At 51.4% G+C, this 21990-nt stretch carries 22 protein-coding genes; 9 read left to right on the forward strand and 13 right to left on the reverse strand.

The genetic code is table 11. From position 1 onward, the window contains the following. The first annotated feature begins 30 nt into the window (after nucleotides 1-30). Entirely contained in the window at nucleotides 31-672 is a 642-nt protein-coding gene (locus B9Z35_RS10040; protein WP_108283579.1) for a response regulator transcription factor, read from the forward strand. Nucleotides 673-687: 15 nt separating this feature from the next. After that, nucleotides 688-2493: a hybrid sensor histidine kinase/response regulator gene (locus B9Z35_RS10045; protein ID WP_108283580.1), complete on the forward strand. Its 1806-nt coding sequence runs from the start codon at nucleotides 688-690 to the stop codon at nucleotides 2491-2493. A 29-nt stretch (nucleotides 2494-2522) separates the two neighbouring features. Here B9Z35_RS10045 and B9Z35_RS10050 read toward each other — a convergent pair whose 3' ends face one another. The 4 genes from B9Z35_RS10050 to B9Z35_RS10065 form a co-directional block, all read right to left on the reverse strand. Beyond that, nucleotides 2523-2912, reverse strand: coding sequence for a hypothetical protein (locus tag B9Z35_RS10050; protein ID WP_108283581.1), 390 nt, complete (start codon nucleotides 2910-2912; stop codon nucleotides 2523-2525). An 83-nt stretch (nucleotides 2913-2995) separates the two neighbouring features. After that, nucleotides 2996-3922, reverse strand: coding sequence for a hypothetical protein (locus B9Z35_RS10055; RefSeq protein WP_108283582.1), 927 nt, complete (start codon nucleotides 3920-3922; stop codon nucleotides 2996-2998). A gap of 5 nt (nucleotides 3923-3927) precedes the next feature. Next, complete coding sequence (locus B9Z35_RS10060) at nucleotides 3928-4485, reverse strand: hypothetical protein (protein WP_108283583.1); 558 nt, start codon at nucleotides 4483-4485, stop codon at nucleotides 3928-3930. Between the two features lie 40 nt (nucleotides 4486-4525). After that, on the reverse strand, nucleotides 4526-5278 hold the full coding sequence (locus B9Z35_RS10065; RefSeq protein WP_108283584.1) for a MipA/OmpV family protein: 753 nt from the start codon (nucleotides 5276-5278) through the stop codon (nucleotides 4526-4528). Between the two features lie 49 nt (nucleotides 5279-5327). Between B9Z35_RS10065 and B9Z35_RS10070 the strand changes: the two genes are divergently transcribed. Then, nucleotides 5328-5966 (forward strand): MBL fold metallo-hydrolase, encoded by a 639-nt coding sequence (locus B9Z35_RS10070; RefSeq protein WP_108283810.1) that lies wholly within the window; start codon nucleotides 5328-5330, stop codon nucleotides 5964-5966. A 368-nt stretch (nucleotides 5967-6334) separates the two neighbouring features. Here the strand turns inward: B9Z35_RS10070 and B9Z35_RS10075 are convergent, their stop codons facing one another. Next, the gene (locus tag B9Z35_RS10075; RefSeq protein ID WP_108283585.1) at nucleotides 6335-7162 is read right to left on the reverse strand and encodes a M48 family metallopeptidase; all 828 of its coding nucleotides are present in this window, start codon (nucleotides 7160-7162) and stop codon (nucleotides 6335-6337) included. Nucleotides 7163-7197: 35 nt separating this feature from the next. Here B9Z35_RS10075 and B9Z35_RS10080 point away from each other — a divergent pair, with 35 nt between their 5' ends. The 5 genes from B9Z35_RS10080 to B9Z35_RS10100 all read left to right on the forward strand — a co-directional run bounded on the left by B9Z35_RS10080 (nucleotide 7198) and on the right by B9Z35_RS10100 (nucleotide 12631). Next, nucleotides 7198-8571, forward strand: coding sequence for an MFS transporter (locus B9Z35_RS10080; RefSeq protein ID WP_108283586.1), 1374 nt, complete (start codon nucleotides 7198-7200; stop codon nucleotides 8569-8571). Between the two features lie 63 nt (nucleotides 8572-8634). After that, nucleotides 8635-9342 (forward strand): response regulator, encoded by a 708-nt coding sequence (locus B9Z35_RS10085; protein WP_108283587.1) that lies wholly within the window; start codon nucleotides 8635-8637, stop codon nucleotides 9340-9342. A 4-nt stretch (nucleotides 9343-9346) separates the two neighbouring features. Continuing rightward, nucleotides 9347-10585 carry a HAMP domain-containing sensor histidine kinase gene (locus B9Z35_RS10090; protein ID WP_108283588.1) on the forward strand — a complete coding sequence of 413 codons (1239 nt, stop codon included), beginning with the start codon at nucleotides 9347-9349 and terminating at the stop codon, nucleotides 10583-10585. Between the two features lie 19 nt (nucleotides 10586-10604). Beyond that, nucleotides 10605-11609 carry a nitronate monooxygenase family protein gene (locus B9Z35_RS10095; RefSeq protein WP_108283589.1) on the forward strand — a complete coding sequence of 335 codons (1005 nt, stop codon included), beginning with the start codon at nucleotides 10605-10607 and terminating at the stop codon, nucleotides 11607-11609. An 8-nt stretch (nucleotides 11610-11617) separates the two neighbouring features. Then, the gene (locus B9Z35_RS10100; protein WP_108283590.1) at nucleotides 11618-12631 is read left to right on the forward strand and encodes a glycosyltransferase family 9 protein; all 1014 of its coding nucleotides are present in this window, start codon (nucleotides 11618-11620) and stop codon (nucleotides 12629-12631) included. Nucleotides 12632-12633: 2 nt separating this feature from the next. Here B9Z35_RS10100 and B9Z35_RS10105 read toward each other — a convergent pair whose 3' ends face one another. The 7 genes from B9Z35_RS10105 to B9Z35_RS10135 all read right to left on the reverse strand — a co-directional run bounded on the left by B9Z35_RS10105 (nucleotide 12634) and on the right by B9Z35_RS10135 (nucleotide 20400). Then, nucleotides 12634-13461, reverse strand: coding sequence for a glycosyltransferase family 2 protein (locus B9Z35_RS10105; protein ID WP_108283591.1), 828 nt, complete (start codon nucleotides 13459-13461; stop codon nucleotides 12634-12636). A gap of 17 nt (nucleotides 13462-13478) precedes the next feature. After that, nucleotides 13479-14540, reverse strand: coding sequence for a lipopolysaccharide heptosyltransferase II (gene waaF / locus B9Z35_RS10110; protein WP_255416690.1), 1062 nt, complete (start codon nucleotides 14538-14540; stop codon nucleotides 13479-13481). Beyond that, nucleotides 14524-14727, reverse strand: a complete 204-nt coding sequence (locus B9Z35_RS10115) for a zinc-finger domain-containing protein (protein ID WP_108283593.1) — start codon at nucleotides 14725-14727, stop codon at nucleotides 14524-14526. Before B9Z35_RS10115 ends, waaF begins: the two co-directional genes overlap by 17 nt. Nucleotides 14728-14772: 45 nt before the next feature. Then, entirely contained in the window at nucleotides 14773-15714 is a 942-nt protein-coding gene (locus B9Z35_RS10120; protein WP_108283594.1) for a branched-chain amino acid transaminase, read from the reverse strand. A gap of 87 nt (nucleotides 15715-15801) precedes the next feature. Continuing rightward, complete coding sequence (locus B9Z35_RS10125; protein ID WP_108283595.1) at nucleotides 15802-16233, reverse strand: glycerate kinase; 432 nt, start codon at nucleotides 16231-16233, stop codon at nucleotides 15802-15804. A gap of 59 nt (nucleotides 16234-16292) precedes the next feature. Further along, nucleotides 16293-17669, reverse strand: a complete 1377-nt coding sequence (gene radA / locus B9Z35_RS10130) for a DNA repair protein RadA (RefSeq protein ID WP_108283596.1) — start codon at nucleotides 17667-17669, stop codon at nucleotides 16293-16295. A gap of 40 nt (nucleotides 17670-17709) precedes the next feature. Then, on the reverse strand, nucleotides 17710-20400 hold the full coding sequence (locus tag B9Z35_RS10135) for a response regulator (RefSeq protein WP_158268141.1): 2691 nt from the start codon (nucleotides 20398-20400) through the stop codon (nucleotides 17710-17712). Between the two features lie 307 nt (nucleotides 20401-20707). Here B9Z35_RS10135 and B9Z35_RS13105 point away from each other — a divergent pair, with 307 nt between their 5' ends. Continuing rightward, nucleotides 20708-20845: an aldolase/citrate lyase family protein gene (locus tag B9Z35_RS13105; RefSeq protein WP_255416693.1), complete on the forward strand. Its 138-nt coding sequence runs from the start codon at nucleotides 20708-20710 to the stop codon at nucleotides 20843-20845. A 27-nt stretch (nucleotides 20846-20872) separates the two neighbouring features. Here B9Z35_RS13105 and alr read toward each other — a convergent pair whose 3' ends face one another. Then, nucleotides 20873-21979 (reverse strand): alanine racemase, encoded by a 1107-nt coding sequence (gene alr / locus B9Z35_RS10145; protein WP_108283598.1) that lies wholly within the window; start codon nucleotides 21977-21979, stop codon nucleotides 20873-20875. Between the last annotated feature and the right edge of the window lie 11 nt (nucleotides 21980-21990).

Raw genomic sequence — 21990 nt, forward strand, 5'->3', positions numbered from 1 at the left:
CACAAGGCTACTGGCTAGTATTACTTTCTCATGGATGCAATTTACAAAAAATCTCTTTTAATCATTGATGACCATCCGGTGTATCGCGATGCACTGCGAGAAAAATTAAGCCATGTCTTTTCTGGTGATGGAATTGAAGTTGCGGTTGCGAGCAACGCTAATGATGGCTTATCGCTTTTAGAGCAATCTAATCATCAGTGGATCGTTTTGCTTGATGTGCAGATGCCCGGGCTCAGTGGACTTGCAGGCATCAAAGTTTTCAAAAAAATTCCAAATGTCGAACATGTTGTCTCCATTTCTGGGCTGGATGTGAACTCTTGGGAACCTAAAACCGCATCGGCTGGTGCGTCGCTATTTCTCTCAAAAGACAGCACGGCTGATTTCATTATTCTGAAACTCAAGCCCTTGTTCGCCATTGATCCGGACTATGTTGCCACTGACGTCAATCTTGAACCCAAAGAATTTCGACTCACCCAAAGACAGCTTGAAGTTCTTGACTTGATTGCTCAAGGCCATCCAAATAAAGTCATCGCAGATTACCTTGATATCAGTGAACAAACTGTCAAGATTCACATCAATCAGATCTTTAAAGAACTGCGTGTTTTCAACAGAACGCAGGCAATGATCAAAGCACAAAAACATCACTTGCTTCTTGAAACAAGGTCAAAGTGATTTTCTAAAACGCTTATGCCTAGCAACACAGCACGACTCAAACCCGCAACGATCAAGGCTAATAATGCGCGTCTTGCTGAAGATGAAGCAAGTCAGTTGTATCTATTGCGTGAAAAAGCCGTACACATCATCAAGGCCGCTAGATCAGCCACGCCTGCGAACATATTAGCCCCCCTACTTTGTATCCCTGCATTTAGTGGTGAAGTCAATCCAAAGTATTTGGGTATTTGGCTGACTTACATGTTCGTCGTTGTCGTGATCCGAACATGGATATTTTTTAAGCTTAAAGACAAAGTAGAAGACATTAGCAATCCGCAGCGTGATTTGAAAATGGCCTCATTAGCTGTCGGCATCGTGGGCTTAGGGTGGGGTTTAGGCTGGGTATTGATGGCGCCTGATTTGCAGATGGTCAATCGCATCATTTATGTTTACATGATCACAGCTGCAATGATTTCAAGTATGTTTGCTTATAGCGTGCACAAGCCTACTTTTTATTCATTCACACTGCCCATCATCATCCCATCGCTCAGCACAGCGATATGGTCAATAGATATTTTGCCCTGGACTTTTTCAGTTGGTCTGGCCACTTTATATCTTGTTGTTCTCGGCATTTCTAAGAATTTTTCTAGAACATTTGAAGATTCACTTCGCCTTAGATTTAGGAATGAACACCTCTACAAAGAACTAGCCAACGAACGAGATCAATCGATTGCTGCGAATGTTGCGAAATCTAAATTTATTGCAGTGGCTAGTCACGACTTGCGTCAACCAATGCACGCGGTGAACGTCTATCTAGACATCTTTGATGCAGACAAATTTCCTGAGCAAGACAAACTGTTGCTGAGCAAAATCAAAAGTAGCATCACTTCGCTTAACTCAATGTTTGATTCGTTGCTCAACATTAGCAAGTTAGATGCCCTTGTCACACCCGTTAACAATCGTATTTTCAGTTTGCAAGAACTAGCCAATACGCTTCGCGACTTGAATGCCACACGCGCAGCTGCGAAAGGATTGACATTCAAAATTTCAAATCCGAATTTAAATGTTTGCGGTGATAAATTGCTTTTGCAACAAATCATTAGCAATCTCATCTCAAATGCGATTCAATACACCGAGACTGGCAGCGTAGATGTGAATCTCACTGAACAGATTGGCTGTTTGGTCGTTGAAGTGATTGACACCGGATGCGGGGTAGAGGAATCAGAACAGTTACACATCTTCGGTGAGTTTTATCGCGCAGATCGAACTCGCTCATTGCATGATGGGCTTGGACTGGGACTGTCCATCGTACAGCGCTTGTCCGACCTCATTGGCGCTACCGTGCATCTCAGTTCTCAACCCGACATGGGCTCTAAATTTGTGATCACAACACCTTACGTGACATCCACAAGTCATGAAGCCCTAGAGCTAGCAACAACACAAACTAAATCCCTCAAAAAACACCGGATTTTGCAAGGCAAATACATTGCAGTGATTGAAGACAATCCTGTCATTGTGGATGCCTACAAGCAAACCTTAGCGAACGAAGGGGCCTACGTTCACGTTTTGTCCGAATCTGAGACAGCACTAGACGAACAACTTGAAAATATTGACTCCATTGACTGCATCCTCAGCGACTACAGATTAAGTCGCACCACAGGAGATGTGTTGATTCAAAAAATTCGGGAAAACTACAACGAGGAAATTCCCGCCATCATCGTGACGGCCGATACATCACCCTCGCATATCAATTTATTTGCCAGCTTAAACGTACAAGTCATGCACAAGCCTATTAGCTTTCAAGCTGTCGTCCATGCCATTAAAGACCTCGTTGAATCCTAAAAGCGAACCGAGACTGCATCTGGCCGCCTTTAAGCAGCGATATCAACATATGACCCTTTATAGCCATGTGGTGAGTAAGCCTGAGCTTTGTAGTCTTTAAATTGAAGCTCACGAATTAGGTTGCCTGTTTGTTGCTGCTCTACTTTGACCGATAGCAAGGCCTGTTTTTTGTTGTATGAAATATCTAGCAAATTAACGTTAGACGCCTCTTTTGCGCGGGCGGCAATTTGTGCTTCTATTGCCTTGAGGCTAGCCAATAAGTCGGGCTTCGCTTGTTGTTTGATCTCGAGTGCGTCTTTTCCTAGCCCTGCAATTTGAGGCGTCGCGTTTCCGGCGACTTTATTTGGCCGCGCTGAGATTTGCGCAGACACACTGGCTGTTGTAGGAATGTTGATCGAAGTTACGCTGACGCTGTTCACAGCTGCAAACCCTCCATTGGCATACAAAAATATAGCTCAATATGGACTTGTTTTGCAAGTCATTTCATCGACCCAAAGCGCGCTTAAAACACCACGATCACATCTTCGCTGACGTATCGGTAAATGAAGTCTGGGCCGTTGTAACCCAGCGATCTAAAGTAGCCCGCCTTGGCCTTGATGTAAATACGGTTCGCAATGGGCTTGGTCGCCGAAAATTCAAATGCTTTTGCAAGTGTTTTGGCGTCATCCCCTCCTGCTTGACGACCATAACCCACGTTCGCACTGAGATTCCAGCTCGATACCGCGCGATTGAACTCTATCGCTGCGATATTTTCGACGAAACGGTATGGGTTGAAATAACCACTGGTAACACCGGTATCTGTATTTTTGAAATATCGACTGCGTAATTGCAAATTAACACCTTGCTCTGGCAAGACGTCGTATGTCATTTTTATTTTTGCTAGCGGCCTGTGATTACCGTCTGTATACCTTGTTTCGCCGAGTGTGAACTGCATCTTCATCGCAGCGAGGATCGCCTGTTCGACACTCACGTTGTAGTTATTCGCCACAACCCTTGTCATGAGTGACTGCTGAACTTCTACGCGATCTCGGTTATAGGTAATTTCTGCAGTCGTTTTTTCATGCAATCGCTTTGAATAGCTGGCATCTGCAGTCCACAGTGCATTGACGGTTTCGAGTGTGTTGTATCCGACTGTTAGATTTTTAGTCGTCCCTGACTGATCCGTATTTTTCGAGACAACAGAAACTTGATTGCCCTTGCTATACCAATCGCCCATTTGGAAGTGATTGCGACTGTATTCCACACCAACTAAGTTGTCGGCATCTTGATAGCGATCGTAATAACCTGTTTTGTATTTATCCGTTTTGAATCCATCGCCAAAGCTAGCCTTATAGACGCTGGGCAGGTACAAGGCCTGCGCAATCACATGCCCAGTGCTCGCACATCCAATCAATAAAAGGAAAAATACTCTAGTAACTGCAATGCTCATGATGCTTATTGATACTTCTGCACTTTCAATGACTTAAACACAATGACTGCTGTATGAAACAAACTCACGGTGACAAAGCAGCCCATGAAGTCGCCAAATGTCATCGCGAGCGATTTGTTCCAATATTCTTCTGTAATGACCACCCCGTCTGCAATGTATAACATCGTATGTACAAAGCCATTCGATGCACTAGCAACTGCAGATAACAACACGATATGCCCATAACGCAAATTATCTAAAGTTCTCCTAATGCGCAGCACCTTCATAAGCCCATACGCTACCAGCGCATAGCATGTCAGCCCATTGAATGCAAATAGAAACACGGACACTAGTTCCTTGTCTGGCCAAATGCCCCAGCCTAAATACACACCTGAGACTAACAAACCAACATATGCTGGCATTCGCCCAACTAGTAACAATAGCAGCTTGACGCCCGCCGGAATAAATAAAAGGCTGATGCCTGCAGAGTAAACAAAGTACTGATCAAAGATTTGATTCACTCGAAATGAAACCGCAAAAATAATTCCGGCGGCTAAAGCGGTATAAAAGTTTTTTAACTCCATAGCTTTCTCATAATGCGAGGTTTACAAGTACGTCACGTTATCAATGAAAGCTTTTGGTGACTGCTAGATAACTAGAGATCTGGTTTTTAGTTTGCACCAAAGGACTGTCAGTGATGGCGCTGTCGAACCATTTTTTTCTAACTTGATACACCAAACTTAAATCTTTAACTAATGGATATTCGGCTGTCAGACCAAAATTGGGAGTTGTCGATGTTTTGCCTGAGTATGTGCTGAGGCCGCTGTTGGTCGATTCTGTCGAACTGATGCCATATAGATGCTGCACATACTTAGCGCTTCTTCGCTCCAAACCCAACTGGGGATAAAAACTGACGCCGCCCAAGGAAAATTTAGCGGCGTACATCAAGTCCAACAAATTGCCACCAGATGTCGGATCATAAAAATCATAAGCAAAAAATGCACCGTACTCAGTTGACTGGAATGTGCCGACACCGATTGGCAAAGGGTTTGCGCGATCACGGATGCCTGCCAGTGCAGACTTGTAACCTTCGAGTGTGACCCTTGCTGATATTTCCATGTGCCCCGCCCCTAGTGGCATAACTTTGTAGCCTAAGGTATTGATGCGTGCATAGAAAGGGCCATAGTCAGCGTAAGCGTAAGGTAGTAGCGCATTGGTGCTGTCTGCAGTGCGAGTGATAGCGGGTGTGCGGTACACAGCGCCACCGACATCCCCTTGCAATGTGTATGCGTCTTGCGCCCAACAGAAGGGTGTAAAAACTGAGGCACTGATACACAGCGCGCCTAATAACTTTTTGGGGATCTTTGACTTGGTCATGAAGCAATGTTATCGCTTACAGCCGTTATTTAACGCTACCATTTACCTCATGCTCCAGTACGAAACCGTTCCCGTGACCCCTTTCCAACAAAATTGTTCCATCGTCTGGTGCGATGCGACGATGAAAGCCGCAGTGATTGATCCAGGCGGCGATTTGCCTGTGTTGGAAGCCGCTTGCAAAGAGCTTGGCGTGACACTGGAGCAAATCTGGATCACGCACGCGCATATTGACCACGCAGGTGCAACAGCCGATTTGGCAGAGAAGCTCAATTTACCGATCATGGGGCCACATGAAGATGACCAATTTTGGATAGATGGGTTGCCTCAGGCTGCAGCCAATTACCACTTCCCGCCAGCTCGTCCTTTTAAACCAACACGCTGGTTGCATGATGGAGACACCGTCACACTTGGTGGGCATACCTTGCAGGTTCGCCACTGTCCTGGTCATACGCCCGGCCATGTGGTGTTTTATTCGCCAGAAATTAAACGTGCGTTTGTGGGTGATGTGCTGTTCGCTGGCAGCATTGGACGGACAGACTTTCCTCGTGGTAACCACGAGGACTTAATCAATAGCATCACGCAACGACTTTGGCCAATGGGTGACGATACGGTGTTCATTCCGGGTCACGGCCCTGAAAGTACGTTTGGCCGTGAACGCAAGACCAACCCTTATGTGGGTGGGACCTGAAACGTGGGCAGGGGATTGCAACGTATTTGTCAGTGCACACTCATTGCGCAGTCACCCACGGAAGACTTTGACACACAACCGAAATCCTGTGTGATCTGCCCGGGCCGCGTGCTTGCAAAGAGTGGTCGAATGATCGTGACCAGTACATAGAGAACGATCAAGCTTCCTATCGCGATGGCGACGTAGTTGAGTCGCTCTGCACGACGCTGCTGGTTGTGAAAACGGTCAAGGCGAGGCCCTGCGGGTGCGCTAGAAATGTGTGTGGTGGAAGTCACGGCTGCTACTAATTTGCTGAAATTAGTAGCAATGTTAATTTTTTCAGCGTCCAAAATCTATTCGCTTGAGGGTGTACGCCCTCAAGCGTATTTTTATTTGCTACGCTCGTATAACGGCATGACCTTGGGCAAGTTGGCTTGGATTTCTTCAATGCGTGTGTTACCTGAAGGATGGGTGCTGAGCCATTGAGGAGGTGCACCTTTGTTGGCTGCACTCATTTTTTCCCACAACGTCACGCCTGAGCGCGGGTCATATCCCGAACGTGCGGCGATTTCCATGCCTACCAAGTCAGCTTCGGTTTCGTCATCGCGACTGAATTTAAGGGTGAGCAAATTGGCACCTTGCTTGGCTACCAAGTCGGTAATTTGTGGGCTGACGCCAAAGAACACCGAAGCCACGGTGCTACCAATAGTAGCTACACCATTGGTGGCAGCGGCTTTACCCATGCGCTCACGCGCGTGCTCGCGCAAGGCATGGGCAATTTCGTGGCCCATGACCATCGCCACCTCATCGTCAGTGAGCTTGAGTTGCGTCAAGATGCCGCTATAAAAAGCGATTTTGCCGCCCGGCATACAAAACGCATTGATTTGGTTGGAACCTACGAGGTTGACTTCCCAGCGCCACTCTTTGGCACGCGGGTTCCAGTCATAGCTGTGAGGAATCAGCTCTTTGGCGATGCGACGCAAGCGAATGACTTCAGGGTGATTGTCTGGCCCCAATGCGTTTTTGCTGGCAGCTTCTTTCATCATGTCGCTGTATTGTTTGTGGGCTGATTGCTCCACTTCAGCGGCTGGCACGAGGCCTGCAAACACCGAGGCTTCTCTGTTCACATCCACACCATCGCGAGCCAACGCCACAGCACCACCTAGGCCGCAAGCGCAGCCAACACAACCGTAAAGAAAAGCACGTTTGGTAAGCATCAAAATTCTCTTTAAGAAAGCCTGAAAATACAAACATGAACGATACAACAAGTCCAGCCTCCACGCACAAGGCCACCTCTAGCAAAATAGGTTGGCTAGCAGCGCTGCATGTGTACCTAGAACCCGCATCTTGGCGCATGTTGTGCCTTGGTTTTTCTGCAGGTCTACCGCTGCTGCTGGTACTTGGCACTTTGAGTTTTCGTCTGCGTGAAGCGGGCATTGATCGCAGCACGATTGGCTTTTTAAGCTGGGTAGGTTTGGCCTATGGCTTCAAGTGGGTGTGGTCACCCTTGGTAGATCGCATGCCTTTGCCACTGCTCACACGCCTGCTGGGCCGTCGCCGCAGTTGGCTGCTTTTGGCTCAATTCATCGTCATGGCAGGCTTGGTGGGTATGGCGCTGCTTGATCCGAAAGTTGCGCTAGAGCCGATTGTGTGGTGCGCCGTCGTCGTTGCTTTTGGTTCGGCCACGCAGGACATTGCGCTTGATGCGTTTCGTATTGAGTCTGCCAATGTGCAACACCAAGCAGCTTTGGCTGCGACCTATCAAACGGGTTACCGCTTGGCCATGATTTGGGCGGGCGCTGGGGTATTGTGGGTGGCAGCCCGCGCATCAGACGCTGATGAAACGGTTTACCAGCATGCTGCATGGCAAGCCGCGTATTTGGTCATGGCCGCATCCATGAGTTTGGGCGTTTTGACCGTATTGCTGTCACCCGAGCCTGCACAGCGCGTAATGCCCCCCGCGCGCAATGCGCGTGAGTGGCTGCAAGGTGCTTTGATCGAACCTTTTGTGGAATTCATCCACCGCTACCGCTGGCAAGCAGCACTCATCCTTGGACTGATTGCGGTCTACCGCATCAGCGATGTAGTGATGGGCATCATGGCCAACCCGTTTTATGTGGACATGGGTTACACGAAAGATGAAGTGGCTGCGGTGACGAAAGTGTTTGGCGTCATCATGACGTTGTTGGGCGCTTTTATTGGTGGCGTTCTCTCCATGCGTTTGGGGGTCATGCGCATTCTGATGTTGGGCGCAGCACTGAGCGCGCTCACCAATTTGTTGTTTGCTTGGCTGGCTACGCGTGGGCATGATCTCACCGCTTTGGTCTGGGTCATCTCCGCCGACAACTTGGCCAGTGGCATTGCGTCTGCGGCCTTCATTGCCTACTTGTCTAGCCTCACGAACGTGAACTACTCAGCCACGCAATACGCATTGTTTAGCTCCATGATGTTGCTTGCACCTAAGTGGCTGGCTGGTTTCTCAGGCGTGTATGTAGACGCGCATGGTTATGAAGCATTTTTCACCAGCACTGCACTGCTTGGGGCGCCTGTGCTATTTCTGGTGTGGTTGGCCTCGCGAGTCTTGCCTGTAGCGCATGGTCACAACGCACCAGAGAAACACCTCTGATTTACCTCGTCTTTACCGTTGCTTTAGAGAAACATACATTTGGCAAGGCATGATGAATACACCATGAATACCTTGCTCCTGATCGAAGATGACCATCGCCTCGCCAATATGGTAAGCGAGTACCTTGAACAATCTGGTTTTTCTGTTAAACATGCCGCCAACGGGTTAGATGGTCTCAAGGCCTTGCAAGACACTGCACCTGCCATGGTGCTGCTCGACTTGATGCTGCCTGACATCGATGGCCTAGAGGTGTGCAAGCGCATTCGTGCTTTGCCCGGTGCTTTGGCACAAACGCCCGTGTTGATGCTCACAGCCAAAGGCGACCCCATGGATCGCATCGTAGGCTTAGAGTTGGGTGCAGACGACTATTTGCCCAAGCCATTTGAACCACGTGAATTGCTGGCTCGTATTCGCGCTGTTTTGCGCCGCCATGCACCAGGTGACGCTGCTGACGCAACTCATCAGACACTTAAATTTGGCTCCCTCGAACTTGACCGGGACGCCCGAACAGTCAGCGTGCGCGGACACGTATGTGACCTTACCGCGTACCAATTTGACCTGTTGTGGGTTCTCGCCGAACGCGCGGGTCGCGTGTTGTCACGCGACCAAATCATGGAGGCTGTGCGCGGCAAAGAGCTTGAGGCGTTCGATCGCTCCATTGACGTGCACATGGGGCGTATTCGTGCCGCCATTGAAGACGATGCCAAAGTGCCCAAACGTATCTTGACCGTACGTGGTGTGGGCTACGTGTTCGCCAAACAACAAGACTAACGCGATGCCTACCCCTGCCAACCCGAGCCGTTCACTTCACCTGCCTTTGTACGTTCGCATATGGCTGGCAGTGGTGTTAGCCGTTGCAGTGCTGACGTTACTCACAGGTTGGGTGATGCGGATGACAGCAGAACCACCCTTGCGTGAAGTGATGGTGCGCAACGTGGCAGGTCAACTGGTGGGCGAGGGCAAAGCTCGTTTGCGGTTACCTGACGGATTACCCGTCGAGGCCCCCCCTTTAGATGAGCCGGACATGCCACATCCACCAGGCCACTTTGGATCAGGCCCCGAGTTCATGGTGCGCATGCACAACGGAGAGCTTATGCACGTGCATTTGCCTCGACCACCGCACAATTTTTGGTCGCGCCCGCCTTTTGGTTTTGCTTGGACACTGGGACTTGTTGCCCTCGCGGTGGCGCTGGGCACCTACCCCATCGTACGCCGCCTCACACGTCGTTTAGAAAACTTGCAAAAAGGTGTCGAACAATGGGGCACGGGGAACTTATCTGCACGCGTAGCTGAACAAGGCAATGACGAAGTGGCTTACCTTGCCCAGCGTTTCAATCATGCAGCATCGCAAGTTGAGCAACTGGTCACCTCGCACAAATCCTTGCTGGCTAACGCATCACATGAGTTGCGCTCGCCACTCACGCGGATCCGCATGGGGCTCGAATTGATGGGTAACTCTCCCTCCCCCGCGATGAAGGCTGAAATCTCGCGTAGTGTGGGTGAGCTGGACCAGTTGATTGATGAAATTTTGCTGGCCAGCCGCTTGGATGCCAAAGAAGCAGACCTCGGCACAGTGGAACTAGTGGACTTAACGGGCCTTGCCAGTGAAGAGTGCGCGCGTGTGGATGCACGCCTAGAACTTGGGTTCAGCCCTAAAAGCATCGTGGCTCCTGGTATTGCCAAACTACTGCGTCGCATGTTGCGTAATTTGCTGGAGAACGCACGCCGCTACGGCACCTCAGACATCGAGGTTCAGCTTGCCAGCATGATGCAAGATGGCGAAGCTTGGGTTCGCCTATCCGTGTGTGACCGTGGTCCTGGCGTTCCAGCCGAATTGCGAGAGCGAATTTTTGAAGCGTTCTACCGATTGCCCGGCGCCAGCGAGCGTGAAGGCGGCGTAGGCCTTGGCCTGTCACTCGTACGCTCAATTGTGCAACGCCATGGTGGCAGTGTGCGCTGCGAAGACCGCGAAGGCGGTGGCGCTCAATTTGTGGTGATGTTGCCTGCTCATTAATCGCGTCACAATATTGGGCATGACATACTCGGCCCTGAACACACGTTTCGCGCAGCGTTTCCAACTCAAGACGCCAATTGCTTTGGCACCGATGGCGCTCGCTTCAGGTGGCGTGCTTGCTGCGACGTGTGCCCAAGCTGGTGCATTGGGCTTGGTAGGCGGCGGGTATGGCGACTTGGCTTGGACGCAGCGTGAATACGCCTTAGCCACGACGCTGCTGAAAGATGATGCAAGCAGTCACGCACGCTTGGGTTGCGGCTTCATCACTTGGAAGCTTGACGAAAATGCAGAAGCATTAGATTGGGTTTTGACAGAGAAACCCAGCGCCATCATGCTGTCGTTTGGTGACCCTCGAACGTATGCCGCACGCATTCAAGCTTCAGGCGCACAACTGATTTGTCAAGTGCAACGCATGGACCAAGTGCCAGTTGCCATCGAAGCCGGCGCATCCGTGATCGTCGCGCAAGGTGTGGAAGCTGGCGGTCATGGTGCCAATGCGTTGGAAGGACGCAGCACCTTCACGCTGGTTCCTGAAATTGCTGATTATTTAATAAACCACGCACCCAATACTTTGTTGCTCGCTGCAGGCGGCATCAGCGATGGGCGTGGACTGGCAGCTGCACTCATGCTAGGTGCTGATGGTGCATTGATTGGTTCTCGCTTGTGGGCTACCACGGAGAGCTTGGCCGCCTCTGGTGCGAAGGCGCAAGCCGTGCAAACCACAGGTGATGGCACAGCGCGCAGTGCTGTGTTTGACATCTTGCGCCGAAAGAATTGGCCCACTCCTTATGACTTCCGAGCTATTCGCAACGACTTGCATCGCCAACTCGAAAGCGACATCGCTGCGCTACGCGCCAACCCAGACCTGGCGCGTGCCGACTACGACGCAGGCGTGAAAGCGGGCGATTTCACACGCGCTCACGCCACCGTGGGTGAGAGCGTGGGTTTGATTGCTGACATCCCTCTCGCGCACGACCTGATCGCTCGCATAACGCAACAAGCTCATGCCTTGCTTGTTAAGTGACGACACCTATGAAAAAACGTATTCTCATCTTGTCGCACGACAACAAAATTGGTGACGCGATTGTGGTCACAGGTTTATTCAAACCCTTACGCGCGTTGTGGCCCGACTGCGAAATTGGCGTATTGTGCGGCGGCAGCAATGCAGCCTTGTATCGCTTCCATCCTGATGTGAAATGGCTGCATATGTCCAGCAGTCGCAATGTGTTTGCGCGCATGTGGGCCAGTTTGAAAGCACGTTTCATAGGCTATGACATGGTCGTGCACTTTGGCTTAGATCTCGCCAACCCCTCTGTTCAAATTGTGCTGAACTTGGTGAACGCCAAGCAGCGCTTTTTGTTTTTAAAGCATCCCACCAAGCCTTTGCCAAACGATGTCGTGATGGCGGGTGATTGGGGCTACAGTCCAAATACCAAAGCGCAACATTACTCGGCGCGCCACATACGGTTTTTAGAAACTCTGGGAATAACACCTGCCCCCTATGCTTACGATATTCATTTAGGCTCTGCCGAAGGCGCTTTACCTAATCAAGGCAATGGCTTATGGATGGTCATCAACAGCCAAAGCAGCGCGGCCAACAAATCGTTCTCATTGCCCTGGCTGAATGAGTTTGTGAATGCCGTTTATACGCAGCAACCCCACATACATATGCAACTGCTCAGCGCAAGTCCAGCGCTTGAAGCAGCCATGCATGACATGTTTGGCACGCTGATGGATCGCGTGTCGATCAGCCCATTTGCACCCACCGTGACGCCCTCACTCGCCGCGATTCAATCTGCTGATTTGGTGGTCACACCCGACACTTATGCAGTTCACGCCGCTAGTGCATGGAACAAACCCGTGATCGCACTGTATGAACCCAGTGTGTTATCGGTGGATTCTTGGGAGCCACTGTCTGACACTTACGCCCAGATCATTGCGCCAACTGACAAAGCTGTGAGCGATATTGCTGTGCCGGTGGTGATGGAAGCATTGGCGCATTTGCTGGCCACGCCGAAGTCACGCGCGCGCGCGTTCTTGAACTGAGCTCAATTTTCGACAAGCAGCGCCCTTTGCTCTGCAGTCCACTTTTGCTCGAGCGGAATGAGCTTGTCCTTGTCAACAAAAGGTGGGTATCCGCCCTTCATGGTCAGGCGAATGTAGTGGTGGTTGAAGCAATCCAGCGCAATATGCATGGGGCGTATATCGCCCACTTCGCGAGCGCGCATAGCGGTTCGCAAAAACAAATCGAAGTCTGCGGCTTGTTGGGTTTCGTCCCAAGGCCCCAAAAGGTCTAAGGCTCGACGCGAAAACATCACCGTGTTGCCCACAAAACCTTCCACCGCTTGGTGCTTGAACTTGTCACGACGGTTTTGACAAAACGTCGTCCAGTTGCCGTACATCCACTTGTGCATGAGCAACAAGCTGTTGCGGCCAGTACCAAACAAACCTACCAAGCCGCGGATACGGTTCCAACGGCGACGCAGCCTCTTGGTTGCAGCTTTGCTTTCGATGCGCTCTATGCCGCAAGAGGTGATCACATCCAGCTGATTGTGTTCGGCATTGGCAATGAGTGTTTCGTCCCAGTCTTTGCTAACGATGATGTCGTTGTTTAAAAATGCCAACCATTTGCCTTTGGCGATCGCAATGCCCTGGTTCTGAGACACGGGATACGAATAGTTGCCTGGGTTGCGAATGACTTGCACGCCCACTGACTCAAAAAAATCAGCGCTGGCATCGGTTGATGCGTTGTCGATGACGATCAGCTCAAAGGAATGCTTGGTGTTCTTCACCAAGTTTTCCCAGTAAATCTGGTTCATCGGCAGCTGGTTGTAAACCGCTGTGATGATGCTGAGTTTTGGCTTTTGTTCGGTCATGGTGCGGCGATTAAGTTTCAGAGCAAACGAAACACGCGATCGGCTGACACATCTTCTAAGCAACGCATATGTCCCAAAGGACAGCTTCGCTGATAGCAAGGTGCGCAAGCCAAGGGCGGTTGGTAGCTGGCATCCACACGAAGCCACACGACACGAGCGCGGTCATTCAGTGGCGGGGTGTGCTCGGGGCTAGAGGAACCATACACCGCCACTTGCGGCACGCCAAACGCAGCGGCTACATGCATCAGCCCAGAGTCATTGCTGACCATGCGATGCGCATAAGCAATGAGCGCAAAAGCCTGCATCAAGTTGGTTTGCCCCGCCAAGTTGAAACAATGACCGGGCTTCGTCGCGTTAGCTGTCGTCGCAATTTCTTGGCAGATGTCGAATTCTTTGTTGGAGCCTAATAAGAACACGGGGCGATCTATCTTTGCTGCCAACTCAGCGAAATGTTTGGCAGGCCAGCGCTTGGCAGGGCCGTATTCCGCACCCGGCGCAAACACAACAAAGCTGTGCTTCGCCAAGGTAGGCAGTGTGGGCATGTTGGTGGCCAACTCTTCGAGCGCCTCGTCGAGCAAGCCCACACCAGCTTTGAGCACAGGGCGCAAATCACCCACGAGTTTCATAGGGCCAGAACGGGTCTGGCCCACCAGACTCAACGCCGCATACCACTCCACCATCGGCGGGCGTTCTTCTGTGTCTGGGTTGTCTAAGCGGTCGGTCAGCAAACCAAAACGCATTTCGCCGGTATAGCCCACACGCTTGGCGATGCCTGCCATCCATGGCAGCAAGGCGCTCTTGAGGGAGTTGGGGCACACATAGGCCACATCAAATTTGCCGCGCAAATGGTTGGCCAATTTGATTCGACCCATCAGTTGCAAGCCGCCGTGTTTGAACGGCATCTCAATCACTTCGGCCACGCCCGGCATCACGCGGTAAACCGGTGCAATCCAAGGCAAGGCTGCGACAGTGAGGCGCTCGCCGCGCGCAGCCAAGCGGCGCAGCAAGGGTTCGGTCATCACCGCATCCCCAATCCATTGGGGCGCAATGATGAGCGCGTTTTTAGTGGCCGTGGCCAACGTGTTCGCCGGCTTTGAGTTTGTACTCGGTGCCGCAGTAAGGGCACTTGGCAACGCCCGTGCTGGCCACATCCAAGTAGACCTTGGGGTGGGTGTTCCAGAGTTTCATGTCGGCTTTGTCGCTGGGGCAGTACACGCCGCCATGGCCGTTCAAATCTTTGGCCAAGAGTTCAACTGAGTTGCTCATTTTTGTAATTCCTAAAAGTTCAGACAGGGGCTCAAACCTTGTTACTTAGACTTTGGTGAGCCAGTGTGCGTACTTGGGATTGCGACCGTTGACGATGTCAAAGAACGCAGTTTGGATTTTTTCTGTGATCGGGCCGCGACTGCCTTCACCCAATTGGATGCGGTCGAGTTCGCGAATTGGTGTGACTTCAGCGGCCGTACCTGTGAAGAAGGCTTCATCAGCGATGTAGACCTCATCACGCGTGATGCGCTTTTGCACAATCTCAAGACCGAGGTCTTTGGCGATGTGGAACACGGTGTTGCGGGTGATGCCGTTCAAAGCGCCAGCCGACAAATCAGGGGTGTAGATCACGCCGTCTTTGACCACGAAAATGTTTTCACCAGCGCCTTCAGACACAAAGCCTGAAGTGTCAAGCAACAGAGCTTCGTCGTAACCTTCGTCGGTCACTTCCATGTTGGCCAAGATGGAGTTGGTGTAGTTGCTCACCGCTTTGGCTTGCGTCATCGTGATGTTGACGTGGTGGCGTGTGTAGCTCGAAGTCTTCACGCGGATGCCGCGCTTCATACCTTCTTCGCCCAGGTACGCACCCCAAGTCCAAGCGGCGACCATCAAGTGGATGGTGTTGCCTTTGGGGCTCACGCCCAATTTTTTGTCGCCAATCCAAGTGAGGGGACGGATATAGCCCGACTCCAATTTGTTCTCACGGACCACGTCTCGTTGGGCTTGGTTCACTTGATCTTTGGTGAACGGGATGGCCATACGCAAGATCTTGGCGCTGTTGAACAGTCGGTCTGTATGCTCTTGCAAACGGAAGATGGCAGTGCCTTGCTCTGTTTTGTAAGCGCGCACGCCTTCAAAGGCGCCGCAACCGTAGTGCAGGGTGTGGCTCAACACGTGGATCTTGGCATCGCGCCAATCGACCATCTGGCCGTCCATCCAGATTTTGCCGTCACGGTCAGACATGGATGATGGGATCACGACGCTCATGGGATTTCCTTTGGACTGATGTTGTTGTCGCCTATTTCGGCGTAATAGCTCATTTTAGCGGGCCTAAGTACCGCTAATTCAATGCACTTAGTCGTTGGCCGCGTGACTCACGGGGTCGACATCAGTGGCTTGGAAAGGGCGGTCCAAGGTCCAGCTTTGCAGCTTGCCTTGCACAAACACCGCACGCACCACCGATTGGCTGCCATCGCGCCAGCTGAACACCTCAGGCTGGGCGCCCTTTTCGGTTTCCGGCTGACCCAAAGCACGTGTCATGGCAATGACGTGCATCAGACTCACACCCGCTTTGAGCTTGGCATTGAGCATGACGGCGCTATCCACAAAGCCAATCGGGCGCTTGCTTGCACGCTTCATGATTTGCACCAAGCGCGTGAAATACAGCAACAACCACATAACACCGCCCGTCACCACCATGGCAATGCCCATCCAGCCCCAGCTTTGCCAGGCCCAAGCGGTAAAGCCCACTGTGCCAATCGGCACCAGATATCGTTGAAAGTTCATACGCTTATTGTCTCAGCCTCTTGAGTCACCCAAACGCGACGTCCTAGCCGCGTTAGCGATTAACCCAACTCACGTACCAAGCCCATGGCCTCGTCTACCCGTTCCACCGCATGTACGGTCATGCCGGGAATGGGCTTCTTGGGTGCGTTGGCTTTAGGAATGACAGCAACCGTAAAACCCAGCTTGGCCGCTTCTTTCAGTCGCTCTTGCCCACGAGGTGCAGGGCGCACTTCGCCAGCCAAGCCAACTTCACCAAAAGCAATAAAGCCTTGCGGTAGTGGCTTGCCACGCAAGCTGCTTTGGATGGACAGCAACACTGCCAAGTCAGCCGCGGGTTCGCTGATGCGCACACCGCCCACGGCGTTGACAAACACGTCTTGGTCCATACACGCCACACCCGCATGGCGGTGCAATACGGCCAGCAGCATGGCCAAGCGGTCGCGATCTAAGCCCACGCTCAATCTACGGGGTGATGGGCCACCGCTGTCCACCAAGGCTTGAATTTCTACCAACATTGGCCGCGTGCCTTCAAGCGTGACCAGCACACAGCTGCCGGGCACGGGCTCGGAATGTTGACTCAAGAAAATGGCGCTCGGGTTGCTCACACCCTTCAAACCTTTTTCGGTCATGGCAAAGACGCCAATTTCATTCACTGCGCCAAAACGGTTTTTGATAGCACGCACGAGTCGGTATGTTGAATGCGTGTCGCCTTCAAAGTACAACACCGTATCCACCATGTGCTCCAGCACGCGAGGGCCAGCCAAAGCACCCTCTTTGGTGACGTGACCCACCAACACCACCGCCGTGCCGGTGGACTTGGCCATGCGTGTGAGGTGTGAGGCACATTCGCGCACCTGCGCCACAGAACCTGGGGCACTGGTTAGCTGGTCGGAGTACACGGTTTGTATGGAGTCCATCACCACCACCGCAGGTTGTAGCTTGTCCACGGTAGCGAGTATTTTTTCAAGCTGTGTTTCCGCCACCACTTGCACTTGGCTGTGTTCCAGCCCTAAGCGCCGCGAGCGCAAAGCCACCTGCGAGGCTGACTCTTCCCCAGTCACATACAAGGTGCTCATGCCGCTGCGTTGCAGGCCGTCCATGGCTTGCAAAATCAAAGTCGATTTGCCGATGCCAGGGTCTCCGCCAATCAGCACCACACCCCCCTCAACCATGCCGCCGCCCAACACACGGTCGAGTTCTTCTTGGCCCGTGGGTGTGCGCGCCACGTCTTGCGCTTCGATGTCGGAGAGAATCGCCACTTCGGATGCGGGAGCTAAGGCAGCCATGCCGGCGTAGCGATTTTTGGTGGGGCCGCTGCTGTCGACAGCGGTTTCAATCAGCGTGTTCCAAGCATTACAGCTCGGGCATTTGCCTAACCACTTGGCAGTGATGCCTCCACAGTCGGTGCAGGTGTATTGAGTTTTTTCTTTGGCCATGCCCAGATATTACTGGATAAATAGCCAGTGTTGTGGTGTTTTAACAGGCCAACTCTTTTAGCTTGGCATGCGTTAAGACTGTTTGTATTTCAGTTTTTAAAGCCTCTAGCGTCAATGGCTTTGACACATAACCATCCATTCCTGAGTTGAAATACAACTCTCGATCGCCGACTAGTGCATTGGCCGTGACTGCGATGATGGGCGTACGCTTCAAGTAACGAGCTTGTTCCAATTCTCTGATGCGCTGCGTGGCTTCGATACCTCCCATTTCCGGCATTTGAATGTCCATCAAGATGAAATCAAATTCAGCGTTCATAAATGCATCTAGCCCTTCCACACCGTTATTGGCCAGTGTCACTTCGTAGCCCATTCGTGTGAGCAAAATAGACTGCAAAGTTTGATTGATCGGCATGTCTTCCACCAGCAAAACGGGTCGCGAAACGTGAGTCAACTCCTGCTCTGAACTCAGAGTGTGTCCAACACGCTGCGGCACGGTCGAATGACTCAATAAGCGATTACAGAGCGTGATGAGCTCGGCCACATCAATGGGCTTGATTAAAAAGCCCTGTATGTCGAGCTGTGTCAGCTGCTCTTGACTAATTTGTTCGCTCAATGCGCCCACCAAAATGATCGGCAATTGCTGTGATGAGTACAAATTACGCAACTGCGCCACCAATGCATAACCATCGATATCAGGCATGTTGGCATCAATCAGTGCAAGTTTGGCCTGAACCAACTGAGGCGAATGCATGGTTTGCGCTGCACCATCACAGACCACGGGGTGCAAACCAATGCTTGTCAAACGGTTGGCAAGTACACGCCTGCTGCTGGCAACGTCATCCACGACCAAAACTGTCTTACCTAGCAGCTCTGACTGAAGTTGTGGACTCGAAACGGCTGCTACGTTCACTTGCTGCAAATGTGTCGTGAAAGTAAATGTGCTGCCCTTGCCCATCTGGCTATGGACCTGAATTTCTCCACCCATCATTTCAACCAAGCTGCGACTGATGGCCAGCCCCAATCCTGAACCGCCATAACGTCTGGCCGTACTAGAGTCAGCCTGTGTAAACACATCGAAGATCATGGCTTGCTTGTCTTGCGAAATGCCAATCCCTGTGTCTTTGATGCGTACGACCAACCAAACACCTTCGGATGTCGGTGCAGACGGCATGTTCTCCACGGTAAGCATGATTTCACCTTGTGCCGTGAACTTGATGGCGTTTCCCAACAAGTTACTGATCACTTGTTGTAAACGCAAAGGGTCCCCCACGACCCTATCTGGCACGTCTGCCGCAATATCGCAAACGAGCTCCAGCTCTTTTTCAGATGCACGCAAAGAGAGCGTTCGTGTAGCCTGACGAATCAGCCCATGTAGCGAAAACTCATGCGGATCAAGGTAGAGCTTTCGTGCTTCAATTTTTGAAAAATCCAAGATGTCGTTAATGACCACCAACAACGAGTTCGCGGATACAGAAACCATCTCTAAGTAGCTGCGCTGTTCCTCGGTCATTTGGGTTTGTAAACACAGCTCTGTCATCCCCAAAATACCGTTCATGGGTGTGCGAATTTCATGACTCATGTTTGCCAAAAAATTGCTTTTGGATTCATTCGCCGCTTGGGCGGCATCACGGGCGATAGACAAATCCTTTTCTGCCTTAAGCCGTGCCACCATGAACTCATTGAATGCGTGTACGACGGTCTTAATTTCTTTACCGCCAATTTCATCAATAGGCGTTGCGTGTTTGCCATCGCGCATTTGCATCGCTTTGTCGTGCATGGCTTGGGCCAGCTGACCCAAAGGACTTACCAGCTTTGCAACAAACCCCCACAACAAAGGAATGATCACCAGCATTAGCAGCGCCGTGACGATCAACATACGCTGATACAAATCATCAATCGGCGAAAAAGCTTCTGAGGAAGGTATCACTGAGCCTAAGATCCAGTCGGTGATCTCCATTCGCTTGAACGTGAACAAGGCTTTGAGGCCTCGCGTGTTGAAACCCTCCTGCGTGCCCTCAAAGCCTTGAAGTGCATTTTCAAACGGCAGATTGGAACTACGTTCTGGGACAACCTTAAACACCAAGCTCGGGTCGGGATGCGCAATCCTCATACGATCTTTGGTCACCAAGAAGTAATAACCATCTTGCCCATTTTTCTTGGCTGCAATTGCACCCAACAAATTGGGTTTGTATAAATTAAGAACCCCTCCCATGATGCCAATCATGTGGTTGTTTTTATCCAGAATAGGTACTGCAACCACCACAATCGGTTGCTTGGTCGCTTTGCCCAAGATGGGCTTTGAAATCACAGGCTCATGTGTTCGCAACACACCTTGGATGTAGTCTCTCGATGACATATCTAGCGACCGTCGCCCAGTTTTCACCGGCCAATCCACTAGTAAAACACCTTTCAAATCGAAGATGTAAAGGTCATCGTAGACATTGAGTAACGCATGCTCACGCTGCAAAAGCTTTTCTAACTTGCGTAAATCTGTCATGTCCTCTGCAGGTAAATTCATACCCACGCTGCTCAACATGGCTACGCTGTCTTCTAGGCGGTCGTCTAAATTTTTGGCAAATTCGGTGAGCTGTCGAAATTCGTTTTTCTCAATCCGATGCACGATATCTGATCGCAAGACCTGAAACTGCAAAACCAACTGGGCAAGCAAAAGCGCCATCCCCAAAGCTATGGCGCTTAGTGTGAGCTGTAGTTTGATACTGAGGTGTTTCATAGTGCCTGCGCGTTTTCTTGTTGAAAACAATCGGTGCATTTAATTTAGTAATACTTTACTTTATTATTTACTCTATTTAATTCATTTAATTAGTCTCTAAATGTTCATAAATGAATTGATGACTCACAGGCAATCGAATGAAAACACCCATCAATTTATTTAACTGATGCCCATGATGGAGACCGCCTAGCAAGCCGCTGCCATTCTGAAAACTTGCCGTTATCCACAAGTTGATGGTCAAGGTGGCATTCGCGGCATGGCTGGCTCTCGCGCCTAACGCTGGGGCCGCTAACCCAACGACGCCCAAATAGCTAACGCACAAGTGTTTGTGCTGATACAAATGGAAACGCGTGAAGGCATCGCCAATTTAGTCACAATTGCATCCACCTCTGGGGTAGGCGGCGTATTCATCGGCCCTGCAAAGGCGCGTACGAAGCGACGTTGAACGCATCAGGCCACCCACGATTCGCGATCAGTCTTGCGTGAATCCCACGCGATTGGATACAGCACACATCAGCTCGTAACCCACTGTGCCTGCGGCTTGCGCGACTTCATCAATTGGCAGCACCGTGCCGTTGCTGGCCTTGCCCCATAGCGTGACTTCGCTGCCAAAGCCCACCTCATGACCTGCGGCGGTGCAAGGCGTGAGGTCCACCGCAATCATGTCCATGCTCACGCGACCTAAAGTACGTGTCCGCACACCATCCACCAGCACAGACGTGCCCGTTGCGCAATGGCGCGGGTAACCGTCTGCATAACCGCAAGCCACGATGCCGATGCGCATGGAGACATTGGCAGTGAACGATGAGCCATAGCCCACGGTATCACCCACGTTCAATTCTTGTGTCGCGATGATGCGGCTGCGCAAACTCATAGAGGGCTGCAAATCCCATTGCGCGATGTTGCGCTCAGGGAAATCTGGCGCACTGCCGTAAAGCGCAATACCTGGGCGCACCCAATCTGCAGCAACAGTCTCATCACTGGCATGGCGCAACAAGCCTGCACTGTTGCAGGTGCTTCGCTCACCTGGCAAATCTGCCGTGGTTTTGTTAAATAAGGCGATTTGCTCTGCAATGCCTTTGGCGCCATCTGCATCACTGAAGTGGGTGACCAATGAAATTTCGTCCACTTGCGGCAACTGGTTCAAGCGTGTCCAGGCCGAACGAAAGCGTGTGGGCGTGAAACCCAAACGGTTCATTCCGCTGTTCATTTTGAGGAAGATGCGATGCGGCACTTGTGTCTTGTGGCGGCTGAGCATGTCAATTTGCTCGTCGCAATGCACCGTGTGCCAAAGGTCCAAGCGTGAACACAGCTCAAGGTCACGCGCCTCAAACACGCCCTCAAGTAGCAATACTGGCCCGCGCCAACCGAGGCTTCGTATGCGTTGCGCTTCTTCTAAGTCGAGCAGTGCAAAACCATCCGCGCCACGCAAACCTTCAAACACACGTTCAACGCCGTGTCCATAGGCGTTGGCTTTGACCACAGCCCAAACACGTGTATCGGGTGCAGCGGCACGCATGCGCGCCAAGTTGTGACGCAAAGCGTCGGTGTGAACAAAGGCTTGAATCGGACGGGGCATAGTCAATATTG

It is taken from the genome of Limnohabitans sp. Jir61 (assembly GCF_003063545.1).
GTDB lineage: Bacteria > Pseudomonadota > Gammaproteobacteria > Burkholderiales > Burkholderiaceae_C > Limnohabitans.